Genomic DNA, 19,323 nt, shown 5'->3' with positions numbered 1-19,323 from the left:
TCTGTCTCCTCAGTTGGAGAACAGGCTAACCTCAAATCGAGGACGTTTCAGGGGAGCAGGTCACCCTTTAGGTTATGTGCTCCAATGGTCGTCCTTTGGAATGACAATGGGTCAGCTTCTTTCTCTGCCAATGATCATTTTCGGCTTGGGTCTCTTAATTTGCGTGTCTAGCCCCGTGCGATGATGGCTCCGATCGTTAAAAGCGTTGACCGTTTCTTGGAATCCATTTGAAGCCTCATCTCACCATGTCCCCCTGAAGGTCGTAGTGTGAAGCCTTGAAAAAGGTCAACTCTACAAACTGATACAATCTTTCTGCCCCGCTCCGATTGCTGCAACTCCTTAAGAGCGCTATCTCGCGCTCATGATTTCGAACGCGTTCTTTTTTCTGCGATCGGCATGCCTTGCCCTTGTCTGTCTGACGATCACCGTCGTCGGAACCCAAGCCATGCCGGTGGGCGAAGAGATCAGCAGCGCTGAGCATGGTTTTCATATCGTCGACGGATCGCCCGGGAACATCCATGCGCATCATTCTCATGACATGTCGGACGACAAAAAAGATGCTCACGCTGGGCACAGCGACGGATGCCACACCTGTCTGTGCTGCGTCATGGATTACCAAGATACCATTACCGATCGGAGTGACGAAAGCGCTGCGGCTCCGCCGGCTGAGATGAGGCTTTTTGAGGCACACTCAACCCGAGAGCCACTCGTTCCCGATCGACCACCCCAATACTCCTGACATTTCGCTGTCCGCCTATGCGGGCTGTTTGATCATGCGATCGCTGCTTCCAATGCAGCCATCAGGAGACGATATCTATGCGTGGAAGATACGCGGCACTTTCAGTCCTTGCTCTCGCTGCTGGCGTTGGCGGAGGGATATTCCTCGAACGACTTTATTTGAACCCCGTGGCACAAGCCGGATCTACCGGGCCTGAAATCCTCTATTGGGTTGCCCCGATGGACCCGAACTTCCGGCAACCCGGTCCGGGGAAATCACCCATGGGGATGGACCTGGTTCCTGTGTACGAGGGCGAAGAGCCTTCGGGGGATCCTTCGGAAGTCACGCTGGATGCCGCTGAAATCAACGCAATTGGGGTGCGCACAGCGCTGTCGCGCATGACGGATGTCGAGCCTCGGATCGAGACTGTTGGGTTCGTCGGATATGATGAGCACTTGACCAGCCACGTGCATACCCGCGTCGAAGGGTGGATCGAGAAGCTCAAGGTGCGAGCCGTCGGTGATCGGGTGCAAGGAGAACAAGTACTCTTCGAGTTGTTTTCACCGCTGATTGCCGCGGCGACGGGCGATTTGGTGCGCGCGGTAGAGGACGGCGATCCTCGCATTCTCGACGCTGCACGCAACAGCCTCCTGAGCCTCGGTATGTCTGCGCGTCAAGTCGCCGAAATCGAAGCCGGAGGCGAACTTGTCCGCAACATCGAAATCGAAGCACCGCAGAACGGTGTTGTCATTGCTCTGAATGCGGCGGACGGGATGTATCTGCAACCTGGGACGTTGGCGTTTTCAGTCGCGGATCTGTCTCAAGTCTGGCTCATCGTCGATGTCTTCGAACGTGACATCGCAAGACTCTCGGAGGATATGCGTGCAATCGCTCAGTTCGAACATCTTCCAGGGCGCAGTTTCGAAGGTGAGATCGACTACATTTACCCCGAGCTGGACCCTCAGACCCGGACCCTGCCCGTGCGGCTGAGGTTCGACAACTACGATGGTGTCCTTCGTCCGGGCATGTTCGGGAGCGTAAGCCTAATACCGACAGAAACACGGACTGTATTGACCGTACCGTCAGAGGCCGTGATCCGCACCGGATCAGCGGAACGGGTCATTCTGAAAACTGGTGAGGGGACCTTCAAGCCCAGACTGGTGACCACAGGATTGCGCGACAGTTTTGGCGAAGGTGGACGGACCGAGATTCTGCAAGGGATTGGGCCCGGCGAGGAGGTGGTTGCCTCCGCACAATTCCTCATCGACAGCGAAAGCGCTCTGAGTGCCGGCTTCATGCGCATGGCACCGACGGATGCGGAGCCTGCCCGCGGCAAAGGCAGTCTTGTCGATCTCGATCACGAAACCCGGGTCGCGCGCGTTCGTCATGACGCGCTCGAGAGTCTGGACTGGCCGGCGATGACGTCCGAGTTTCCCGTAAGGGCTGGCGTTTCGCTTGACCGGCTGGATGCGGGTGACGAAGTTGCCTTTCTCGCTGCAAGGGGTGCCGACGGGCTTCTCAGTTTGATGGAGCTTGCTCCTGATGATGGCATTGCCGGTACCGGTAGCGGGATGGCTTTGGCCGTCACGCCAGACGGTAAACTGACTCTTGAGCACGGCCCAATCCCTGAGCTTGGCTGGCCCGCCATGACCATGGATTTACCGGTGGTTGGTGTCGATCTCGACGCAGTGCCGCTTGACGCACCTATTGAGTTCGACCTGGTAGCGGACGACGGCGGAATGTTCTCTGTCATCGCGGTCCGTGCGGAAGGTGCAGAATCCGTCGCCGCGATGGAGCCAGAAGAAGAGCCCGCCGAAGGTGCGCCACCAATTGTCGTCTCCGGGACCATTGATGCTTTGAACACCGAGAATGGGACGGCGACGATTACGCATGGTCCGATGGCTGAAATCGGGATGCCCGGGATGACCATGGAGTTTCCCATTGATCCAGCATTGGATGCGGACGCATTGGCGACCGGCGCTGAAATGACACTGACCTTCGCGCGCCCGGACGGGATGAACATGGTTCTGGCCGCGGCCGAACCCGTGACCCCCGCCGCCCCCCCGATCGTCACGACCGGCACAATCAACGCTGTGGACGCCGCGGCGTCCAAAGCAACGATCAGCCATGGGCCGATGAAAGAAATCGGGATGCCCGGGATGACTATGGACTTCCCGATTGATCCCTCAATTGATCCGGCATCCTTGCCGACAGACACAGAAATGACGCTGACATTCGACCGTCCGGACGGGATGAACATGGTTCTGGCCGCGGCGGAGGTGGTCCCTCCACCCATGCAGGTCACGGGTCAGATCAACTCCATCGACAGTGCCGCGCGGACGGCAAATATCACCCATGGTCCCATGGTCGAAATCGGGATGCCAGGCATGACGATGGATTTTCCACTGTCAGAGGACGTTGAGGCATCTCGCCTGCCCATTGGAACGGACGTGACACTTATCCTGAGGCGAAACCCTGACTTCTCCATGACACTCTTGGATGTGACCGTTGACGGGAGCGTGACGCAATGATCCCGGCGATAATACGCATCTCGCTCGCCAACAGGTTCGTCATTGTTGCTCTGGCGTTCATGATGGGTGCGGCAGGAATTTGGGCCATCCGCGAAACGCCGGTCGATGCCATTCCAGATTTGTCCGATGTGCAGGTGATCGTCCGCACACCCTATCCAGGACAGGCCCCTCAGGTTGTTGAAAACCAGATAACATACCCACTCGCGACGGCCCTGCTTGCAGTGCCCGGTGCTGAGGACGTCCGTGGATTTTCCTTTTTCGGCGACAGTTTTGTCTATGTCGTTTTTGAAGACGGCACGGATCTTTACTGGGCCAGATCGCGCGTTCTGGAATACCTTGGGCAGATCTCAGGCAGCTTGCCGGAGGGGGTCTCACCGCAGCTTGGACCCGATGCCACGGGCGTGGGATGGATTTATCAATACGCGCTGATTGACCGGACCGGAAATCATGACCTGGCCCAACTCAGAACGCTCCAAGACTGGTTCCTGAAATACGAATTGCAGGCTGTGGATGGTGTGTCCGAGGTCGCTACCATCGGCGGCATGGTCAAACAATACCAGGTTGTTGTCGATCCCAACAAACTCCGGGCCTATGACATCACGCTGGCCCAGCTCAGAAACGCGATTCAAGCGGCCAACCGTGAAACCGGCGGGAGCGTTATCGAAATGGGCGAAGCGGAGTTCATGATCCGCTCGTCCGGTTACATCGACGAGCTGTCGGATCTCGCAAGCGCGCCTCTCATGGTCAACGAGCGCGGCGCGGCACTCACCCTTGGGGACGTGGCGGACATTCGTCTGGGACCGGAGATGCGGCGCGGCGTCGGTGAACTTGATGGGGAAGGGGACGCAGTTGGTGGCGTCGTGGTGCTACGTTGGGGCGGCAACGCTCTTGCGACAATCAAAGCGGTCGAAGAGCGCATTGAGGAGTTGCGGCCCAACCTGCCGGACGGCGTTGAGATCATACCGACCTATGACCGGTCGGGTGTCATCGAGCGGGCCATCGAAAACCTGAAAAAGAAACTGACACAGGAATTCATTGTGGTGGTTCTGGTCTGTGCCGCTTTCTTACTGCACTTGCGATCCTCACTGGTGATCCTGCTGTCGCTGCCATTGGGCATCTTCGCCGCTTTCATCCTGATGAAGGCGCAGGGTGTGAATGCCAACATCATGTCCTTGGGCGGCATTGCCATCGCGATCGGGGCAATGGTCGATGCGTCTATTGTCATGATCGAGGCGATGCACCGAAGACTGGAAAAGGAGAAGCTGACCGCAGAGAACAGATGGCGGATCGTGCAGGAATGTGCGGCCGAGGTCGGCCCGGCACTCTTCTATTCCCTCGCCATCATCACGGTCAGTTTCCTGCCTGTCTTCGTTCTCGAAAATCAGGAGGGGCGGCTGTTCTCTCCGCTGGCCTATACCAAAACTTACGCAATGGCGGCAGCGGCGATCCTGTCGATCACGCTCGTGCCAGTCCTAATGGGATACTTCGTTCGAGGGCGGATTTTACCTGAGCGCAAGAACCCTTTGAACAGGCTGGTCGTGTTCATCTACCGCCCGTTCCTCGATGCGGCGATCGCATGGCCTTGGGCCACGACTTTGCTGGCCGGTGCTCTGGTCGCCTCGATGTGGTATCCCTATCAGCGGCTCGGTTCGGAATTCATGCCTGAGCTGAATGAGGGCGATTTCCTTTACATGCCGAGCTTTTATCCCGGCATATCGACCGGCAAAGCGCGCGAAGTGCTCCAACAGACCAATCGCCTGATCGCAACCATACCCGAGGTTGAAACCGTTCACGGCAAGGTTGGACGAGCAGAGACGGCAACCGATCCGGCGCCCCTGACGATGGTCGAGACAACGATCCAGCTGAAGCCGGAAGAGGACTGGCGTCCTGGCATGACGATGGAGAAAATCCGCGACGAGCTTGATCGAACTGTTCAGGTGCCGGGCGTTACAAATGTTTGGATCCAGCCCATCAAGAACCGCATCGATATGTTGGCGACAGGAATCCGCACGCCGGTCGGAGTGAAAGTTTCCGGGGCTGACCTCGATGTGATTACGCAGATCGGGATCGAGGTCGAACGCGCCGTTGCTGATATCGAAGGCACGGCGTCGGCTTATGCTGAACGACCGGTCGGCGGTCGGTTCATCGAAATTGACGTGAAGCGGGATGCGGCGGCGCGCTATATGATGAGCGTCCGGGATGTGCAGGATGTTGTGCAGACAGCGATCGGCGGGATGCAGGTTTCTGAGTCGGTTGAGGTTCTTGAGCGTTTCCCGATCAACCTGCGCTACCCGCAGGCGTGGCGCGACAGCCCCGAGCGGCTCGAAAAGCTACCGGTTGTCACACCTTCCGGCGCACATGTGCCGCTGACAACCCTCGCGGATATCCGCATCGTAGATGGTCCAGGCATGATCCGTTCGGAGAATGCTCGGCGGACAGGTTTCGTCTTCATCGACATCGCCGGGCGAGACTTGGGCGGATACGTGGCCGAAGCCCAGCAGGTCGTTGCTGAGACTGTTGACCTGCCGCCGGGCTATTCTCTCACTTGGTCCGGTCAGTACGAGTATATCGAGCGGATGCAGGACAGGCTTACCATCGTGGCACCCGCGACCTTGTTGATCATCACGCTGATGCTGTTTCTCGCCTTTAACCGAGCGATTGAGGTTGGCATCATCCTTGCCGCGCTCCCTGTGGCGCTCGCGGGGGGCGTCTGGTTCCTGTGGTATCTCAGTTTCGATATCTCGATTGCCGTTCTGGTTGGCTTCATCGCCCTCGCGGGGGTGGCGGTCGAGACGGCGATCGTCATGCTGTTATACCTCAACCTTGCTTGGGAAAAGCGGCGAAAATTGGCCCAGTCGGAAACACGCAAGCTGACCCGTGACGATATCGAAGACGCGGTGTTCGAAGGTGCTGTTTTGCGGGTCAGACCGAAAGTCATGACAGTGGCCACGATCTTCGCGGCCCTCATCCCGATCATGTATGGCACCGGGACCGGCTCGGAAATCATGCAGCGGATTGCGGCCCCCATGATCGGCGGGATGGTCACCGCGACGCTACTGACGCTCTTCGTCATTCCCTCGATTTTCGTGATCTGGAAGCGGCTCGCACTGCGGCGCGTGAACCGCGAGATCGGTCCCCTCGTTCTGCGACCGACCGATGCGCTGCCCGCTGAATAATTCAACTAGCAACCCAAACAAATGGAGACACCAATGAAAACACTGACCGCAACACTTGCTCTGCTCAGCATCACCGCGACGGCAGGTTTCGCCCAGATGAACCACAATATGGATCACTCCAACATGCCGATGTCGGATGAACAAATGGAGGGAGCTGTCCATGCCAAAGCCGTGATCAATTCGATGGGTGACGGAGTGGCTAATGTAAGTCATGACCCCATCCCTGAAATCGGTTGGCCGGCAATGACGATGGATCTGACGGTGCTGGACAACGCCCAGATGATGGGCGAGGTGGCAGCCGGTGACGAAGTGACGCTCATGCTCGTTCAAGGTGAGGATGGGATGTACGCAATTGGCGCGATGATGCCGAACTGATCACGAATTCGCAGTTGCGGAGAAATCGGCAACTGCGGCGCGTACTTGGAGAGTTTCACCAGGTTCGACCTCCTACTGCATGTCGGCGAAAGGAAAGTGAATGATCCTGTCTTCGAAACAACTTGGTTTGATCGCTGCCGGCGGATCGGCCGTTCTTTTGCTGGCTGCCTTCTTGTTTCAGGCAGCGGGCTACGCTCCATGCGCGATGTGCATTTGGCAGCGGTACCCTCACGCGATTGCCATCGCTACTGGCCTGCTACTCTTGGTGGGTTTGCCCATCTTACTGCTACTGATGGCAGGCGCTGTCGCCGCGTTCGTGACAGCGGGCATCGGGATGTTTCATACCGGCGTCGAACGGGGTTGGTGGGAAGGTCCGACATCGTGCACAGGCTCTGGTCTTGATATGTCAAACTTGTCAGCTGCGGACCTTCTGCCCTCTGCATCATCCGCACCATCGGCCTTGGTCATGTGCGACGAAGTCGCCTGGGAGTTTCTCAGCCTGTCTATGGCGAGTTGGAACGCGCTTTGGAGTTTCGTTCTGGCTGGGCTCTGGATGCTGGCTCTTGTCAAAGCATGGCGCGCGTCCCGCTTAGGTGAGAGCGAGACGGCAATCTAGCTCTGAAGACGCAGGATGACGGCTGCAAAAGCCGTCAGACACACAGCGGCTAACAAAAAAGCGAGCAGAGCAACCGAAACCGCGCCGATACTTTTGGGGAACAAACCAATGAAAGGTCTCAGGATTGGGGACTTTCCGGCTGCCGTAACATAGAGCGGCAGTGCACTCACCAAAGTGGCATACAGGTAAACTCCGGATATGTTTTCAAAGAGTGCGGACCGCGCCAGTGTGGGCGCAACCACTGAAAGAGCCGTCGCCCGACTGCCTCCAAATGAGCCAAACCAACTGGCCGAAAGCACGTAAATAAGAGCGTGGAGAAGGAGAAAAAGAGCGACGCGAATTACGACATCGAAGAAAATGAACACTGCCGGATCACGGCTATTGGTGCCTTTCGCATTCAACACCGCAAACAGAAAGAAGCCGACGTAGTTGACGATAAAGATGACTGGTAGCCCGTTTGTTAGAACCTGTCTTAGAAATCGCGACAGCGCCGGCCCACCATCCATCAACGCCGAGGAAAATCCTGGTGCACGCATGACATAGACGAACAAGACCGGCAGCAGACCAACCAGGCTGAAAACCAAAACGTTCAATACAAATTGCGCGCCCGGCATTTTGGTTGAAAAGAAGCGTTGCATGTATTCAGGGTGGCATGCCGAGAGACAACAGTCGACATCCTCTGCGCACCCAATCTATTTACATAATAAACCTTACGGCGCATCGAATGGATTCACGACCGGCACGCCTGTCGGGATGAAATCGGTAGTGTTCCGCGTCGCAACTCTAGCGTCGTTGTTGAGGGCCGTCGCGGCAATCATAAGATCTGCGCCCGCGTGACCCAAAGTGGCCGAGAGGCCACCCCAGACCCTGGCGTCTTGAGCCGAGAACTCCAGAATCCGGTCTGAAAATTGTGATACAGTGGCGTTAAGCCAAGTTCGTAGAGCAGCTGCGAACTCCGGGTTTTTCTTCTCTTGTAGCACGACGCCACGCTCGATCTCTCCAAGAGTGATGGCGCTCAGAAAGAGGTCGGTTTCGCGCTGAGCCCTCAACCAACTTGCAACTTCTGGGTTTTGCGCAGGTTTCCTCAAACCAGAGACAACGTTCGTGTCGAGGATTACTTTCACCATTCGACTTCTCGAGGATGGGCCTGCAACCGCTCGAATTCGCCATCAGGGAAACCAAGTAGATGATCCTTAAACGTGCCCCGATTGTCTGCAGCTGCGCGTTTCAGGCGCGCGTACTCGCTAGCAGACAAGATCACTACAGCGGGTTTTCCGCGCTTAGTCACTTCTTGTGGTCGACCGGCCAGGGCTTCTTCGACCACGGAACTGAATTTGTTCTTTGCATCTTGCAATGTCCACATATCAAGCCTCCTAACGGCTAGATAGCTGGCTAGCTTGCAAATGTCAAGATGGTCAGAATGTTCAGTATGTGTACGAAAAACCCTAGCTTTTCTTTGGTCGAGCAGGTCCCGGCGAAGCCAAAATTGGTGGAAAAGTCCTTGTAAGCAAAGCTCCACCACTGCCACTCGTCGGGGCCCGTCCGATGAACGCGACCTAGCGCGGTCGACACGCGCGTGTTAGGGTTTTAGAACATCAGCAAGAAATTTCTTTTGCGCGAAGAGTTCTGAAATCGTAATGCGTCAACGCGTCCAACCGCTTCCTTCGGTGACAGTTCGAACTGCTGCGTCAGGTCAGCCGCATTCGCATTTGCAAGTCATCGCAGACTCATCGCCAACAGTTCTTCGACTTCTTCAGCTGAGCGAGAGGGCGCGGGGAGCAAACGGTCTCAAGGCCAACCAAGACGTTCTACAGCGAAAAAAGCGCTTTCAGAGCGGTCCAGAGCCCTTGCTTGTGGAAGCAGATTTGAAATCTCTCCCGAATCCGGAAAAGTGGTGGGTCTACATGGTCGAAGGCGAGCCCACCGCAGTTCATAGTGATGATATCATAGTTTTCATGGGTGCATTCGAGGAGGCAGAAATGATTGATGCGCTGCCCGACTACCTTGAGCCAGCCGCCGACACGGCGCCCCTCGAAATTTTCGAAACGGACGTGTCGGACAATGAAGAGGAGGGCGTGGGCGATGTCGATCCGGCCGAGTCCAGGCGTATCTTTTTCAAGACACCGGCGGAGAGTTCGAAAGGTCGGACAGAGGTCATGGTGGATCCGGAAGACGTCTCATTGGATGATTTCGATATCAACAATGCGATGAGCCATATGTCGAGAGGCGTAATCACGACCGTCAGCTTTATGGTTCCGAGGCCGCCGCAGACCCATTACGAAGTGCTCGTCCAAGCTATGCCGCGTGGCGTCAGGGATACTTTGTTCATCAAGTTCGACTTTACTGCTGCCGGCTATCGTATGATTTACGATGCGTCACCGTCTCCGAATTTGACCGCTCAGAGGACCGAACCTGCTGTGAGCAACATGATGATTGGAGATGCAGCCGGGATTTTCGCGACAACTGCCTTTGATGCTGGGCCTTACGAGAGCGGAAGGAATACGTGCCACACCTTTGCGGCGCAGTTTTTTAAGGATCTCACCGGAAAAGAGGCCGAACCGCTGGACACCTCAATTCTAAATGACACGTTTGGATTGGATGTCGAAAAAGGTCTTTAAACCGAAAAAAAGCATAAGTGCTTTTCGAAGAAGAGCACTGGGATGAGGCGGTTGGTGGATTGTTCGACTGCTTCACCTGAAAAACCGTTCACCGCTGCCAGTTCTTGTCTGGCGGTTCCACTCCGTGCTTGGTCAGCCACTCCCTTAAAACTTGCGTGCTCGTCCGCTCAACACGACCTGTTAGGCTGTGTCAGAAGTGTTCCGCGGTTTGGACAGGGTGGCGTCAGGGAAGCAGCGCATTGAGACGTGTGGTTTTGCGGTCAGCAATCAGCTAGGTGACAATTTACTCCTAAGAAACGACGAGGTGGCCCATCGTCTAACTACAATATCGCCTCGGCAATTTGACGCGTATTAGCGTCAGAAAGATTGAATATTGATTCCCGTTATACTAGAACTTTTTGCACCTGCTCACATCCATCGGTCGCCGCCATGTCCGAGGTCAAACGCTTCGCAATTCCTTTCAGGGAAGGAGTTATCAGGGGCCCGTCCGGCACCACCACTGTTTGGCGCGACTACAAATGGGACAACGGAGAACACATACGTATGTGGTTCGTGGATCCTCAATCGGACCTCTCCACGGAAATCGAAGTTCGCAGTATTGATCTCAGGTTGTAGCGAGCGATCAGTACCTGATCCAATGCGTGACCCGTGTACGTCCAGCGAAATCTGAAAACCGGATCATGACAGCACGACGACCTGCAGCGCCAACAGAAACCCCGCCCACCATCTCCGGCCATGGGTTTTCGGAACGACTAACGCGAGCTGCAAACTGGCAATTGCCGTTTGTATGGTCACACACTTCCAGCGACCAGTCCCAGAGTTCACCCTGCTCACGGTACGCGTAAGCACGGCTCTTCCACCACAGCACCTTTGTCGCCCGCAGCCACCCAAAGTCGCTGCCGGAGATATCGAGCGATTCCGGTCTGTTGTCAGAGACAAGCTCCGTTGAAGGTCCCACATAGCTGCAGATACCAAACGGCGGTTCGCTGGGCCAAGGCGTCACCCGTCGGATCATCTCTGCATAAGCCGCTGAACACACGGCGCCGGGCGGAAATCCGCCCGCCATACAGAGGATGATGGCGCAATCAATATCGTAAGCGCGCACCTTTTGCATCGGCATTGCAAGCACAAGAGTTGCGAGTAGAACCAACATGTGAAGGGTTTTCATGAATTTCTCCCGTAGGCAACTAGGCCAATTCTCGCCTAAATATTTTATTGCACAAAACAACATATTGCTAAGCAGTGACTTTCCGCGCTTTCATGCCGATTGTAGAAAGGCTTCCAAGAGGGAAGCCTGGTGCCAATCGCGAACGATCAGATCTTGATTACTATTGATGGGGTGAAAGACCTCATCGGGTCGGGAGTCGACTTCCGCTGTCGGTACGAGCTTGTCGAGTTCACGGACGATGGGAAACCCAGATATCAGTGCGTTTACCTTCGGGAAGGTGAGCCCGAAGCTGTCCTGGTTTCCACCCGGTTCGGGCCGTACGGACCAGAACCCCGCCTCTTCAACATCTGGCCGGGGTTATTCAAGCACCACCATGAATTCGGCGACGGTCGCACTCTGTGTTTTGACCGCGACTATACCATTCCCTTCGATGCTCCCGGCGGAAGCGATGATCTTCCGAGCGGACGGGAGCGTCAGAACAACTGACGGTTGGACGGTTCACGGCCAACAACACAGAAATCCCCCGCCCACAAACTCGCGAAGCTTTGCGGCGACGGCCCAGTCGGACGTGTTGGAGGCGATTCAAGCTACAGCGGCAAGACATGAACGCAATCGGGCCCTTCGAGTACTAGAGATTGATTCCAACGACTGGCAGGCTCTGTTCCGCGCCCTGATCGAAGCCGAGAGCGCCTATCGCCCGAACGCGACCAGCGCAAAGGGCGCCTATGGTCTCGGTCAGCTCATGGCGGCCACCGCACGCGATCTCGGCGTAGACAGAACCGACATCGCGCAGAACCTCGATGGATCTGCACGGTATCTTTTGGCGCAGTTGGCATCCTTCAACGATATCGACCTGGCGCTGGCCGCTTACAACGCCGGGCCGCATCGCGTCGTGGAACATGGGGGCGTGCCACCCTTCACGGAAACGCGTGACTACATCGCCCGGGTGCATCGCATCCGAGCGCGCCTTTCCGGCGAAACCACGCAAGACCTGACCGGACCGACAACGCGCGTCGCCACGCGTCCTGACGTCGTGTTCGACCTGAATTAGGACCTGAAACGAGGGAAACCGATGCGAAGATTGCCCCTAGGATACCTGCCTCCAATACTTGGCCTTCTGTCCCTTTGGGCCTCCCCTGCCCTCGCCCAGGACCTCTCTCCCATCCAGACAATGCTCGAGACAATCGAAGCCGCGCTCACCGGCCCAATCGGCATCGCAGTCGCGACGCTCGCGGTCATCGGCACCGGCTTTATGTGCATGATGGGACGGCTGAATTGGGGGTGGTTCGCATCCGTGGTGATCGGAATCGTATTGATCTTCTACGCTGACACTATCGTTGAAGGTTTTACCTGATGGCCATGCGGTCCCCTCTCTTTCTCGGATTGGCCAGACCGCCGAAATATCTCGGCTTGCCGGTCGGATATCTCGTCGTGCTCACGCTTGGCGTGGTCCTGCCCTTTATCTGGACGAAGTCACCAGTCTTCTTTCTGGTCGGTGCGCTCGCCTATCCTGTCCTCTGGTTTGTTGCCGACAAGGAACCGCATTTCTTCGAAGTGCTGCGCGTCTCCTATGGCACGGTGCGGGGCACGCGCAATCGAGCATTTCATGGCGGAGACAGTTATGGCGCTTGACGGGGCAAGATACGCAAAGCCCAGCCCGGCGGTCATTGAAACGAGCGGCACAGCCTTAGTACGCGAAAGCCATCTCGCCGAGCATTTGCCCTACGTCGCCTTCGCCAAACCCGATGTCATGATCGTCCGGGAGGGCGATCTGATGGCCACCCTCCGTCTTGAGGGACTTGCGGCACCGACGACGCCAGACGCCGATCTGGATGCCATGAAACGCGCGGTCGCGGCGGTCATCGCGCAAACGGGCAATCTCTACGGCTTCTATGTCCATCGCATATTTGTCCCTCAGAAGCTCGCGATGCGTCCTGTACAAGGCGACGGCTTTGCAGCGGAGATCGACCGACGCTGGCAAGCTCAAATCGCGCAACTCTCTCCCAAAAAGCCGCAACTCTATCTCAGCATATTGCGACGTCCGGAGATCGGTGCACGGGTCCCGCTTCTCAACGCCTTTGCCAAGCGCGCCTGGATGAAAGACCGCGCGGGCCGTGCGCGGGAACTCGATGAAGTGGCCGGATTCTTCGAGACTGCGCTTGGGCCTGCGAAACCTCGTCGCCTGGACAACACCACCGGCGAATGGCTCGGCTTTCTCGCAACGCTGCTCACCGGACAATATGCCCCGATTGCACCGCCGAACGCCCCTCTGCCCCTCGCCTATGCGCTTGGATCCTGCCGAGCGACTTTCGAGGGCGATACGGCCCGGATCACATGCGGCACGACGGGCGAGACACGGTATGGGGCCCTCTTCAGCGTCAAGAGCTATCCCGCGCTCACGGATGTCTCTCTTTTTGACGGTCTCGACCTTCCGCTTGATGTGGTGCTGACCAATTCCTTTACTCCGATCCCCACAAACATCATGGCGGAACGGATTCAACGGATCGTTCGGCAGATGCGGGCGGCCGATGACGCGGCCGTCTCCTTGCGGGATCAACTCATGGAAGCGGCCGATGATCAGGAAGCCGGGCGCATTGCGTTCGGCGATCATCACCTGTCCATCGCCGTCTACGCGCCCGATCAACCGACGCTCGAACAGGCCGCAGCCGAGATCAAGCGTCTGGGGCAGGAAATCATGGCCGTGATCGTGCGAGAGAACATGGCCCTCAAGGCAACCTATTTTGGGCAAGCTCCTGGCAACTACGGCTATCGTGCCCGAAAGACACCGATCTCAACGATCAACTTCGCGGATTTCTCGGCGCTGCATGGATGCGTCGAAGGACGTTCGGATTGGGAGACACCGTGGGGGTCGCGGCTAACCGTCTTCCCGACGACGGGTACCTCTGCCTACGGCTTCAATTTCCACGAACCCGGATCACCTGAGCGCGAACCGACCGTTGGCCATACGCTTGTTCTGGGTCGCACCGGCAGCGGCAAGACCCTCACGACCGCATTTCTTGCCGCCCAAGCGCAACGGGTCGGCGCGCGGCTATTTTTCTTCGACAAGGATCGCGGGCTCGAGATGGTGGTGCGCGCCCTGGGCGGTCACTACAATACGATCCTTGCCGGTATCCCCACTGGTCTCAATCCGCTGCAGACAGAGACGGATGAACGCGGACGGGCCTGGCTATCGGACTGGCTGGCGACGCTTCTGGCGCGGGCAAACGACCTGTCCGGGGAACAGTCTCGGCACATTCAGAGTGCGGTGTCGCAGAATGCGGATGCCGGTCCATCGCTGCAACGGTTTGTCTCCTTTCAAACCCTGTTCCAATCGCTTGACGACGACGGCGAGTTGCAGGCGCGTGTTGGGGAATGGGCACCGGGCGGCCGTTTTGGCTGGGTCTTCGATATGCCGCGGGAGAACGATGCCCTGCACATGGACGGCGACGTGGTTGGATTCGACATGACCGAGATCCTCGACATGTCGACCGAACGTATGGCTGTCTTGTCCTACATCCTGCGCCGGATCGAGCGGATTGTGGAAGATCGCCGACCCACCGTGATCGTTCTTGATGAAGCCTGGAAGCTTCTCGACGATCCCTATTTCGCGGCGAGGCTCGAGAACTGGCTCGTCACCCTCCGCAAAATGAACTGCATCGTCGTGATGATGACGCAATACCCCAGTCAATTGCGAGAGGCTCGGGTCGGCAAGACAATCATCGAGACAGTACCGACGCAAATCCTGTTCCCCAACGGGCGGGCCACCCCTGCTGACTACGACTTCCTTCGCGTGAACGAAAAGGAAGCCGAACTGCTGACAAGACCAACGGCAGGCCAGCGTATCGCGCTGGTGCGATCCGCAGGTGACAGCATCTTTGTCGATGCTGACCTCTCCGCGCTTGGGCCGCTTCTTACCATTTTGGGGGGAGGACGGTCCGCTGAGGCTCAGCTCGGCCAAGACTGGCGCGGCACCTCAGACTTCTGGAGGCAGCTATGCGATTAATACTGATCCTTCTGGCTGCCATACTCTCCGCCTGTGAACGCTACACGGATGCCACCTCGCCGTGCTTCGGTCGCGACGACGCGCCTGCCATGAGCCGAGCCAATACAGAAGTACTCTCCTTTGCAGCGCAAGGCACCAAAGACTGCGACTTCGAAGCGATCGGGCGCAGCCCATGAAACCGGCGGCCTCGCTCATTGCCATTCTGGTCTGCTCGGCGCCCCTCGCCCATGCGCAAGGTGTGCCGACGCAAGACAACGCAGGGCTTGGGCAACTTTTCACCATCCTCTCGAAACTGGGAGACGATATGGTGACGCAGCGGGACCAACTAAACACGGGAGAAATACTCTCATCAGTTCAATCCGATCAGCTTCGGGTGCTGGAGGCGATGTCAACCGCACTCATCGGCCCAGGCCTCGATATCCGAGCGCTGGAAGGAAACGCGGACTTCCCTGCGGGCGATGTCTACCCCGTTGCCGCAGATCATCCCATGGACAGCCGCCTCTTCGGGGAGGGACGCGAGACCATCGAGATGATGATTGTGCGGGTGGCGGATGAATACGCCGGAGCGACCGGAGTGCGGCGGGCCGGTCTTTCGGCTACCCAGTGGCGCTGCCTTTTCCAGGCGCTGATCAAACAGGAAAGCAGGTTCAGCGTCACCGCACAAAGCCCCGTGGGCGCCTACGGCCTGACACAGCTCATGCCGGGGACGGCGTCCGACATGGGCGTCGATCGCTATGATGTGATGGACAACCTCCGCGGCGGCGCGCGGTACATCACGACGCAGCTCAGCACCTTCGGAAACATCCCGCATGCACTTGCCGCCTACAACGCCGGACCGGGCCGGGTCCATGAATATGGCGGCGTGCCACCCTTTGCTGAAACCCAGGGCTATGTCCGGAAGATCTCGCGGTTCTACAACGAATACCTCGCTGTTGTTGGTGGGGCGGATGCGCTCGGCACTCTATCCCCGTCGGACATGGCGCTCGCAGAGTACAGCAGCATGTCAGAAGCCAGTGTTTACTACGCCGCCGATAGCTACGCCACGACCGAGCAAGTCATCAATCGGCTCGCCGCGATTATCCGGCAGATCGACGAGACGCCGGATATCAAGCGGGCCTTCGAACTCAATACCTACGCCAAGGCCGAAATCGGCCGCATCCTCAACCTTCGCGTTCGTCTGATGGCTGCCAACCGTCAGCGCGAGGCCGCCCATGGCCAACATCTGGCCGCGGACCGGCTCTCTGAGCGCGACTTCATGCGCATGGGAGTCATCCGATGAAAGGAAAAACCTTCGGCACCGCCTTCGCCACGCTTCTCGCCGTCACGCCTGCAGATCAAGCCGATGCCCAGGGTGTCCCGACATTCGACAACTCGAACTTTCGGCAATTGGTCTTGCAGCTCGAACACATGGCGGAGGATCTGAATGTCCAACTGCAACAGCTCGCGACGATGCGGCAGGAGTTGGAAACACAATTGAACCAGCTTCTGAACCTCGAGGGTCAATTAGCCTCTCTCATCGATGGCAATGAAATGGGCCAGCTTTTTGCGACCGTCGAAGAGTTCGAGAGGGTCCGTGGCAAGCTGACGGCACCACTCGCAACGGCTGAAGCCATTTCGAGCGGTGACTTTCTGAGCGGCTTTCGACCGGGGGCGGAGCTGGATGCTGCTGTTGAACGGCTTCTGTCCGGCAGCGGGTTCACGCAAGAGCGTCTGACATCCTTGGCGACCAGTAATGAGCCCGCAGACAATCGGATCGCGACGCAAGCCGGGTCTAGCGCGATGCTGTCGGTTGCCGCTCAGGAAAGCCATTATGAAGCCGGGGAAAGCCTCGGCCGTCTTGAGACCATGGTGGGGCTGATCGACGACCAGGGCGGCCTGAAAGCGGCGGTCGATCTCAACACCCGCGTGACCGCCGAGCTCGGTATCATCCTCACGCAGATCTGGCGTCTGGAAGCCGCCGCCGGTGTGAGTGGCGGGCAGTTGGGTGTGGTTGATGCCGCGACCCTCGCCGAGGAGCGAAAATTCCGGACCATGGAGGTGCCGAAATGATGCGAAAAGCCCCGATTTCCTTGACTGCGCTAACGCTGGTCTACCTGCCTCTGACGCTGAGCGCTCAAACCTCACAGGGCGGGTTCGAAACAATGGCACATTCCACTGAAGACCAAATTGAGTGCAAGGCCCCGCGGCCGCCAAAAGACTTGGACTCGTTTGCCTATGTCAGAAATGGGTATCGCGAGATCCTGCGCATCGAAGCATACCAGGCAGCAATTCAATCAGATGTCTGTGGATGCCCCTTCAAGGAGATTGAGTGGTCGCACGTCGTCCGCATCTCCGAACGATATGTGACCTCAGACAACCCAAAGCTGCCTTTCGATGTGATCGATCTGCGAAGCCAGGCCGATGGTCTGGAAGCGAAGTTTCTCGACTTTTGCGGTAACTGAATGGGGATCATCACAGACATCCTTGAGCAAGTCGATGACGCAATTGATTCCGTCGCTGAAGCCGGTTTTGTGGAAGCTGCAGGGCAAGTCGGAGACGTGCTTGGCGTTGGCTCTGTGCTCCTTCTCATCATTATTGGCATCAGCGTTGTCATGCAGTTGCGCCCTATGACTTTCGGCAGCGCATTCGCATTCGGGTTGAAAACATCGTTGATTGGAATCTTCGCTCAGAGTTGGGAAAACTTTGAAGTTATCTACCGGATCGTTTCGGACGTCCCAGAGGCAATCGGATCTCGCATTCTTGCCTTGACAGCCACCGGTGATGAAACCGGAGTCTACGAAAGCCTCGACAGCATGGTGAACCGGATCACCGCCTATGGTGACGCCATCGGCGACCGTGCAGGTTGGGTTTTTGGCGCAGTCCTCGGAGCGATTTTCTTCGTTCTGTCCGCCATCTTCGCAGCCGTCACCGCCGGGATCATCGCCTACGCGCGTATCGTCTTCACATTGATGATCGTCATCGCGCCCTTCATGATCCTGACGTCGCTCTTCAAACCGACCCAATCGCTTTTCGAAGCCTGGACCCGTGCCACCATCGGCTATGCCTTGATGCCGGTGGCCGCTGCCGGAGCCGCCGGGATCATCGTCGCCATCGCTGAGTCTATTGGCGACGCCTCCGCCGATCCAGACAACGTCGAAACGGTCAGCCTTATCCTGCCGTTCCTCGTGATCTTGCTCCTGTCAGCTGGCGTGATGGCCGCCGTCCCGTTCATCGCATCCAACCTCACAGGTGTCATGGGCATCGCCTCGAATGCGATCGGCCTGACGGGATTGGCGCGACGCGGCATGGTCAACGCTGGAGAGTACGGCGCGGGTGGTGCCGGACGCATCTTGACCGGCAGGACACCGCACGAACTCCGACGCGGAGTCAGCGGTGCGGCCACAAAGAGCAACGAATTGATCCGACGCACGCCTGCCGCGGCGCTCGCTTTGACAAAATCTTTTCGCAAGACATGACCCGCGCGGAGTTCGATCAGGACGCCTTTGAGGCCGACTTCATCTTTGGTCCACGCAGGCGCGAGCGGTTTGCCTATTTTGTCGCCGCTGCTGGTGTGATTGTCGGCGTGGTGGGTTTCGTGGGTGCCGTTGCCTTGTTCCCGCTCAAGACGGTAGAGACCTTCGTCGTCGTCGTCGACAAGGAAACTGGCGAAATGGACCGTGTTGCCGCTGTCGAGGAGCTCAGCCTCGATGAAAGTGATGCGATCATTCAGGCCAACTTGGTCGCATACGTGGATGATCGCGAAACCTACGACCTGACCGACGGCGAAGAACGGATCAATTCGGTCCTTCAAAGGTCCGACGAAGACGCCGCGCGCACGCTACGCGATCTATGGTCTTCAACCAATCCCGACTATCCAATCTCGGTCTATGGACGGGATGCGAAAATCGACGTGGTTATCCGGTCTGTGAACCAGGTCGAACCTGGAGTGGCACAGGTGCGGTTCACGAAAACGCTTCGAAAGCCGCGGGACAACAGGACTGTGACACGGCCCTACGTGGCCACGCTGCGCTACGAGTTTCGCCCGGAAACTCGCCAGCGGTTGCAACAGGTCTGGGCCAACCCGCTCGGCTTTGTCGTCACATCCTATCGTGTCGACGCCGAAACGTTGGAGAACTGAG

20 protein-coding genes are annotated in these 19,323 nt (G+C 57.6%); 16 read left to right on the top strand and 4 right to left on the bottom strand.

The window, feature by feature from the left end; translation table 11 throughout:
- Nucleotides 1-816: 816 nt before the first annotated feature.
- The 4 genes from ACVC7O_RS22635 (at nt 817) to ACVC7O_RS22620 (ending at nt 7,416) form a co-directional block, all read left to right on the top strand.
- On the top strand, nt 817-3,249 hold the full coding sequence (locus tag ACVC7O_RS22635) for an efflux RND transporter periplasmic adaptor subunit (RefSeq protein ID WP_458326391.1): 2,433 nt from the start codon (nt 817-819) through the stop codon (nt 3,247-3,249).
- A complete protein-coding gene (locus tag ACVC7O_RS22630; protein ID WP_458326492.1) occupies nt 3,246-6,425 on the top strand; it encodes an efflux RND transporter permease subunit in 3,180 nt (1,059 codons plus the stop codon). The genes ACVC7O_RS22635 and ACVC7O_RS22630 overlap by 4 nt, the downstream gene beginning before the upstream one ends.
- Nucleotides 6,426-6,458: 33 nt before the next feature.
- Nucleotides 6,459-6,800: a copper-binding protein gene (locus ACVC7O_RS22625; RefSeq protein ID WP_458326491.1), complete on the top strand. Its 342-nt coding sequence runs from the start codon at nt 6,459-6,461 to the stop codon at nt 6,798-6,800.
- Between the two features lie 100 nt (nt 6,801-6,900).
- Nucleotides 6,901-7,416, top strand: coding sequence for a disulfide bond formation protein B (locus ACVC7O_RS22620; protein ID WP_458326490.1), 516 nt, complete (start codon nt 6,901-6,903; stop codon nt 7,414-7,416).
- Here ACVC7O_RS22620 and ACVC7O_RS22615 read toward each other — a convergent pair.
- The 3 genes from ACVC7O_RS22615 to ACVC7O_RS22605 form a co-directional block, all read right to left on the bottom strand.
- Complete coding sequence (locus tag ACVC7O_RS22615; RefSeq protein ID WP_458326489.1) at nt 7,413-8,054, bottom strand: hypothetical protein; 642 nt, start codon at nt 8,052-8,054, stop codon at nt 7,413-7,415. The genes ACVC7O_RS22620 and ACVC7O_RS22615 overlap by 4 nt on opposite strands.
- 72 nt (nt 8,055-8,126) lie before the next feature.
- Nucleotides 8,127-8,543: a PIN domain-containing protein gene (locus tag ACVC7O_RS22610; RefSeq protein ID WP_458326488.1), complete on the bottom strand. Its 417-nt coding sequence runs from the start codon at nt 8,541-8,543 to the stop codon at nt 8,127-8,129.
- A complete protein-coding gene (locus ACVC7O_RS22605; protein ID WP_458326487.1) occupies nt 8,537-8,779 on the bottom strand; it encodes a type II toxin-antitoxin system Phd/YefM family antitoxin in 243 nt (80 codons plus the stop codon). The genes ACVC7O_RS22610 and ACVC7O_RS22605 overlap by 7 nt, the downstream gene beginning before the upstream one ends.
- A gap of 502 nt (nt 8,780-9,281) precedes the next feature.
- On the opposite strand from ACVC7O_RS22605, the gene ACVC7O_RS22600 reads away from it, so the two are divergent.
- The gene (locus ACVC7O_RS22600; protein ID WP_458326486.1) at nt 9,282-10,034 is read left to right on the top strand and encodes a hypothetical protein; all 753 of its coding nucleotides are present in this window, start codon (nt 9,282-9,284) and stop codon (nt 10,032-10,034) included.
- A gap of 622 nt (nt 10,035-10,656) precedes the next feature.
- Here the strand turns inward: ACVC7O_RS22600 and ACVC7O_RS22595 are convergent.
- Nucleotides 10,657-11,202, bottom strand: coding sequence for a hypothetical protein (locus tag ACVC7O_RS22595; protein WP_458326485.1), 546 nt, complete (start codon nt 11,200-11,202; stop codon nt 10,657-10,659).
- Between the two features lie 129 nt (nt 11,203-11,331).
- Here ACVC7O_RS22595 and ACVC7O_RS22590 point away from each other — a divergent pair, with 129 nt between their 5' ends.
- The 11 genes from ACVC7O_RS22590 (at nt 11,332) to ACVC7O_RS22540 (ending at nt 19,322) form a co-directional block, all read left to right on the top strand.
- Nucleotides 11,332-11,688, top strand: a complete 357-nt coding sequence (locus ACVC7O_RS22590) for a hypothetical protein (protein WP_458326484.1) — start codon at nt 11,332-11,334, stop codon at nt 11,686-11,688.
- An 82-nt stretch (nt 11,689-11,770) separates the two neighbouring features.
- On the top strand, nt 11,771-12,253 hold the full coding sequence (locus ACVC7O_RS22585) for a lytic transglycosylase domain-containing protein (RefSeq protein WP_458326483.1): 483 nt from the start codon (nt 11,771-11,773) through the stop codon (nt 12,251-12,253).
- A 21-nt stretch (nt 12,254-12,274) separates the two neighbouring features.
- A complete protein-coding gene (locus tag ACVC7O_RS22580) occupies nt 12,275-12,556 on the top strand; it encodes a TrbC/VirB2 family protein (RefSeq protein WP_458326482.1) in 282 nt (93 codons plus the stop codon).
- On the top strand, nt 12,556-12,834 hold the full coding sequence (locus ACVC7O_RS22575) for a type IV secretion system protein VirB3 (protein WP_458326481.1): 279 nt from the start codon (nt 12,556-12,558) through the stop codon (nt 12,832-12,834). Before ACVC7O_RS22580 ends, ACVC7O_RS22575 begins: the two co-directional genes overlap by 1 nt.
- The gene (locus ACVC7O_RS22570) at nt 12,809-15,205 is read left to right on the top strand and encodes a VirB4 family type IV secretion/conjugal transfer ATPase (RefSeq protein WP_458326480.1); all 2,397 of its coding nucleotides are present in this window, start codon (nt 12,809-12,811) and stop codon (nt 15,203-15,205) included. The genes ACVC7O_RS22575 and ACVC7O_RS22570 overlap by 26 nt, the downstream gene beginning before the upstream one ends.
- Nucleotides 15,196-15,381, top strand: coding sequence for a hypothetical protein (locus tag ACVC7O_RS22565; protein ID WP_458326479.1), 186 nt, complete (start codon nt 15,196-15,198; stop codon nt 15,379-15,381). The genes ACVC7O_RS22570 and ACVC7O_RS22565 overlap by 10 nt, the downstream gene beginning before the upstream one ends.
- A complete protein-coding gene (locus ACVC7O_RS22560; protein WP_458326478.1) occupies nt 15,378-16,484 on the top strand; it encodes a lytic transglycosylase domain-containing protein in 1,107 nt (368 codons plus the stop codon). Before ACVC7O_RS22565 ends, ACVC7O_RS22560 begins: the two co-directional genes overlap by 4 nt.
- Complete coding sequence (locus ACVC7O_RS22555) at nt 16,481-17,254, top strand: type IV secretion system protein (RefSeq protein ID WP_458326477.1); 774 nt, start codon at nt 16,481-16,483, stop codon at nt 17,252-17,254. The genes ACVC7O_RS22560 and ACVC7O_RS22555 overlap by 4 nt, the downstream gene beginning before the upstream one ends.
- Nucleotides 17,251-17,646 (top strand): hypothetical protein, encoded by a 396-nt coding sequence (locus ACVC7O_RS22550; RefSeq protein ID WP_458326476.1) that lies wholly within the window; start codon nt 17,251-17,253, stop codon nt 17,644-17,646. The genes ACVC7O_RS22555 and ACVC7O_RS22550 overlap by 4 nt, the downstream gene beginning before the upstream one ends.
- On the top strand, nt 17,647-18,660 hold the full coding sequence (locus ACVC7O_RS22545; protein WP_458326475.1) for a type IV secretion system protein: 1,014 nt from the start codon (nt 17,647-17,649) through the stop codon (nt 18,658-18,660).
- On the top strand, nt 18,657-19,322 hold the full coding sequence (locus ACVC7O_RS22540; protein ID WP_458326474.1) for a virB8 family protein: 666 nt from the start codon (nt 18,657-18,659) through the stop codon (nt 19,320-19,322). Before ACVC7O_RS22545 ends, ACVC7O_RS22540 begins: the two co-directional genes overlap by 4 nt.
- The last annotated feature ends 1 nt before the right edge of the window (nt 19,323 follow it).

It is taken from the genome of Roseobacter cerffii, from assembly GCF_054226325.1.
This window is presented reverse-complemented; position numbering and strand designations above follow the sequence as displayed.

Excerpts from the sequence above, each read along its gene's own strand:
- ACVC7O_RS22615 (WP_458326489.1), bottom strand. The coding sequence starts at position 8,054 with ATGCAACGCTTCTTTTCAACCAAAATGCCGGGCGCGCAATTTGTATTG.
- ACVC7O_RS22610 (WP_458326488.1), bottom strand. The coding sequence starts at position 8,543 with ATGGTGAAAGTAATCCTCGACACGAACGTTGTCTCTGGTTTGAGGAAA.
- ACVC7O_RS22605 (WP_458326487.1), bottom strand. The coding sequence starts at position 8,779 with ATGTGGACATTGCAAGATGCAAAGAACAAATTCAGTTCCGTGGTCGAA.
- ACVC7O_RS22550 (WP_458326476.1), top strand. The coding sequence starts at position 17,251 with ATGATGCGAAAAGCCCCGATTTCCTTGACTGCGCTAACGCTGGTCTAC.
- ACVC7O_RS22565 (WP_458326479.1), top strand. The coding sequence starts at position 15,196 with ATGCGATTAATACTGATCCTTCTGGCTGCCATACTCTCCGCCTGTGAA.
- ACVC7O_RS22595 (WP_458326485.1), bottom strand. The coding sequence starts at position 11,202 with ATGAAAACCCTTCACATGTTGGTTCTACTCGCAACTCTTGTGCTTGCA.
- ACVC7O_RS22540 (WP_458326474.1), top strand. The coding sequence starts at position 18,657 with ATGACCCGCGCGGAGTTCGATCAGGACGCCTTTGAGGCCGACTTCATC.
- ACVC7O_RS22625 (WP_458326491.1), top strand. The coding sequence starts at position 6,459 with ATGAAAACACTGACCGCAACACTTGCTCTGCTCAGCATCACCGCGACG.
- ACVC7O_RS22570 (WP_458326480.1), top strand. The coding sequence starts at position 12,809 with ATGGCGGAGACAGTTATGGCGCTTGACGGGGCAAGATACGCAAAGCCC.
- ACVC7O_RS22580 (WP_458326482.1), top strand. The coding sequence starts at position 12,275 with ATGCGAAGATTGCCCCTAGGATACCTGCCTCCAATACTTGGCCTTCTG.
- ACVC7O_RS22635 (WP_458326391.1), top strand. The coding sequence starts at position 817 with ATGCGTGGAAGATACGCGGCACTTTCAGTCCTTGCTCTCGCTGCTGGC.
- ACVC7O_RS22555 (WP_458326477.1), top strand. The coding sequence starts at position 16,481 with ATGAAAGGAAAAACCTTCGGCACCGCCTTCGCCACGCTTCTCGCCGTC.
- ACVC7O_RS22620 (WP_458326490.1), top strand. The coding sequence starts at position 6,901 with ATGATCCTGTCTTCGAAACAACTTGGTTTGATCGCTGCCGGCGGATCG.
- ACVC7O_RS22575 (WP_458326481.1), top strand. The coding sequence starts at position 12,556 with ATGGCCATGCGGTCCCCTCTCTTTCTCGGATTGGCCAGACCGCCGAAA.
- ACVC7O_RS22630 (WP_458326492.1), top strand. The coding sequence starts at position 3,246 with ATGATCCCGGCGATAATACGCATCTCGCTCGCCAACAGGTTCGTCATT.
- ACVC7O_RS22545 (WP_458326475.1), top strand. The coding sequence starts at position 17,647 with ATGGGGATCATCACAGACATCCTTGAGCAAGTCGATGACGCAATTGAT.
- ACVC7O_RS22560 (WP_458326478.1), top strand. The coding sequence starts at position 15,378 with ATGAAACCGGCGGCCTCGCTCATTGCCATTCTGGTCTGCTCGGCGCCC.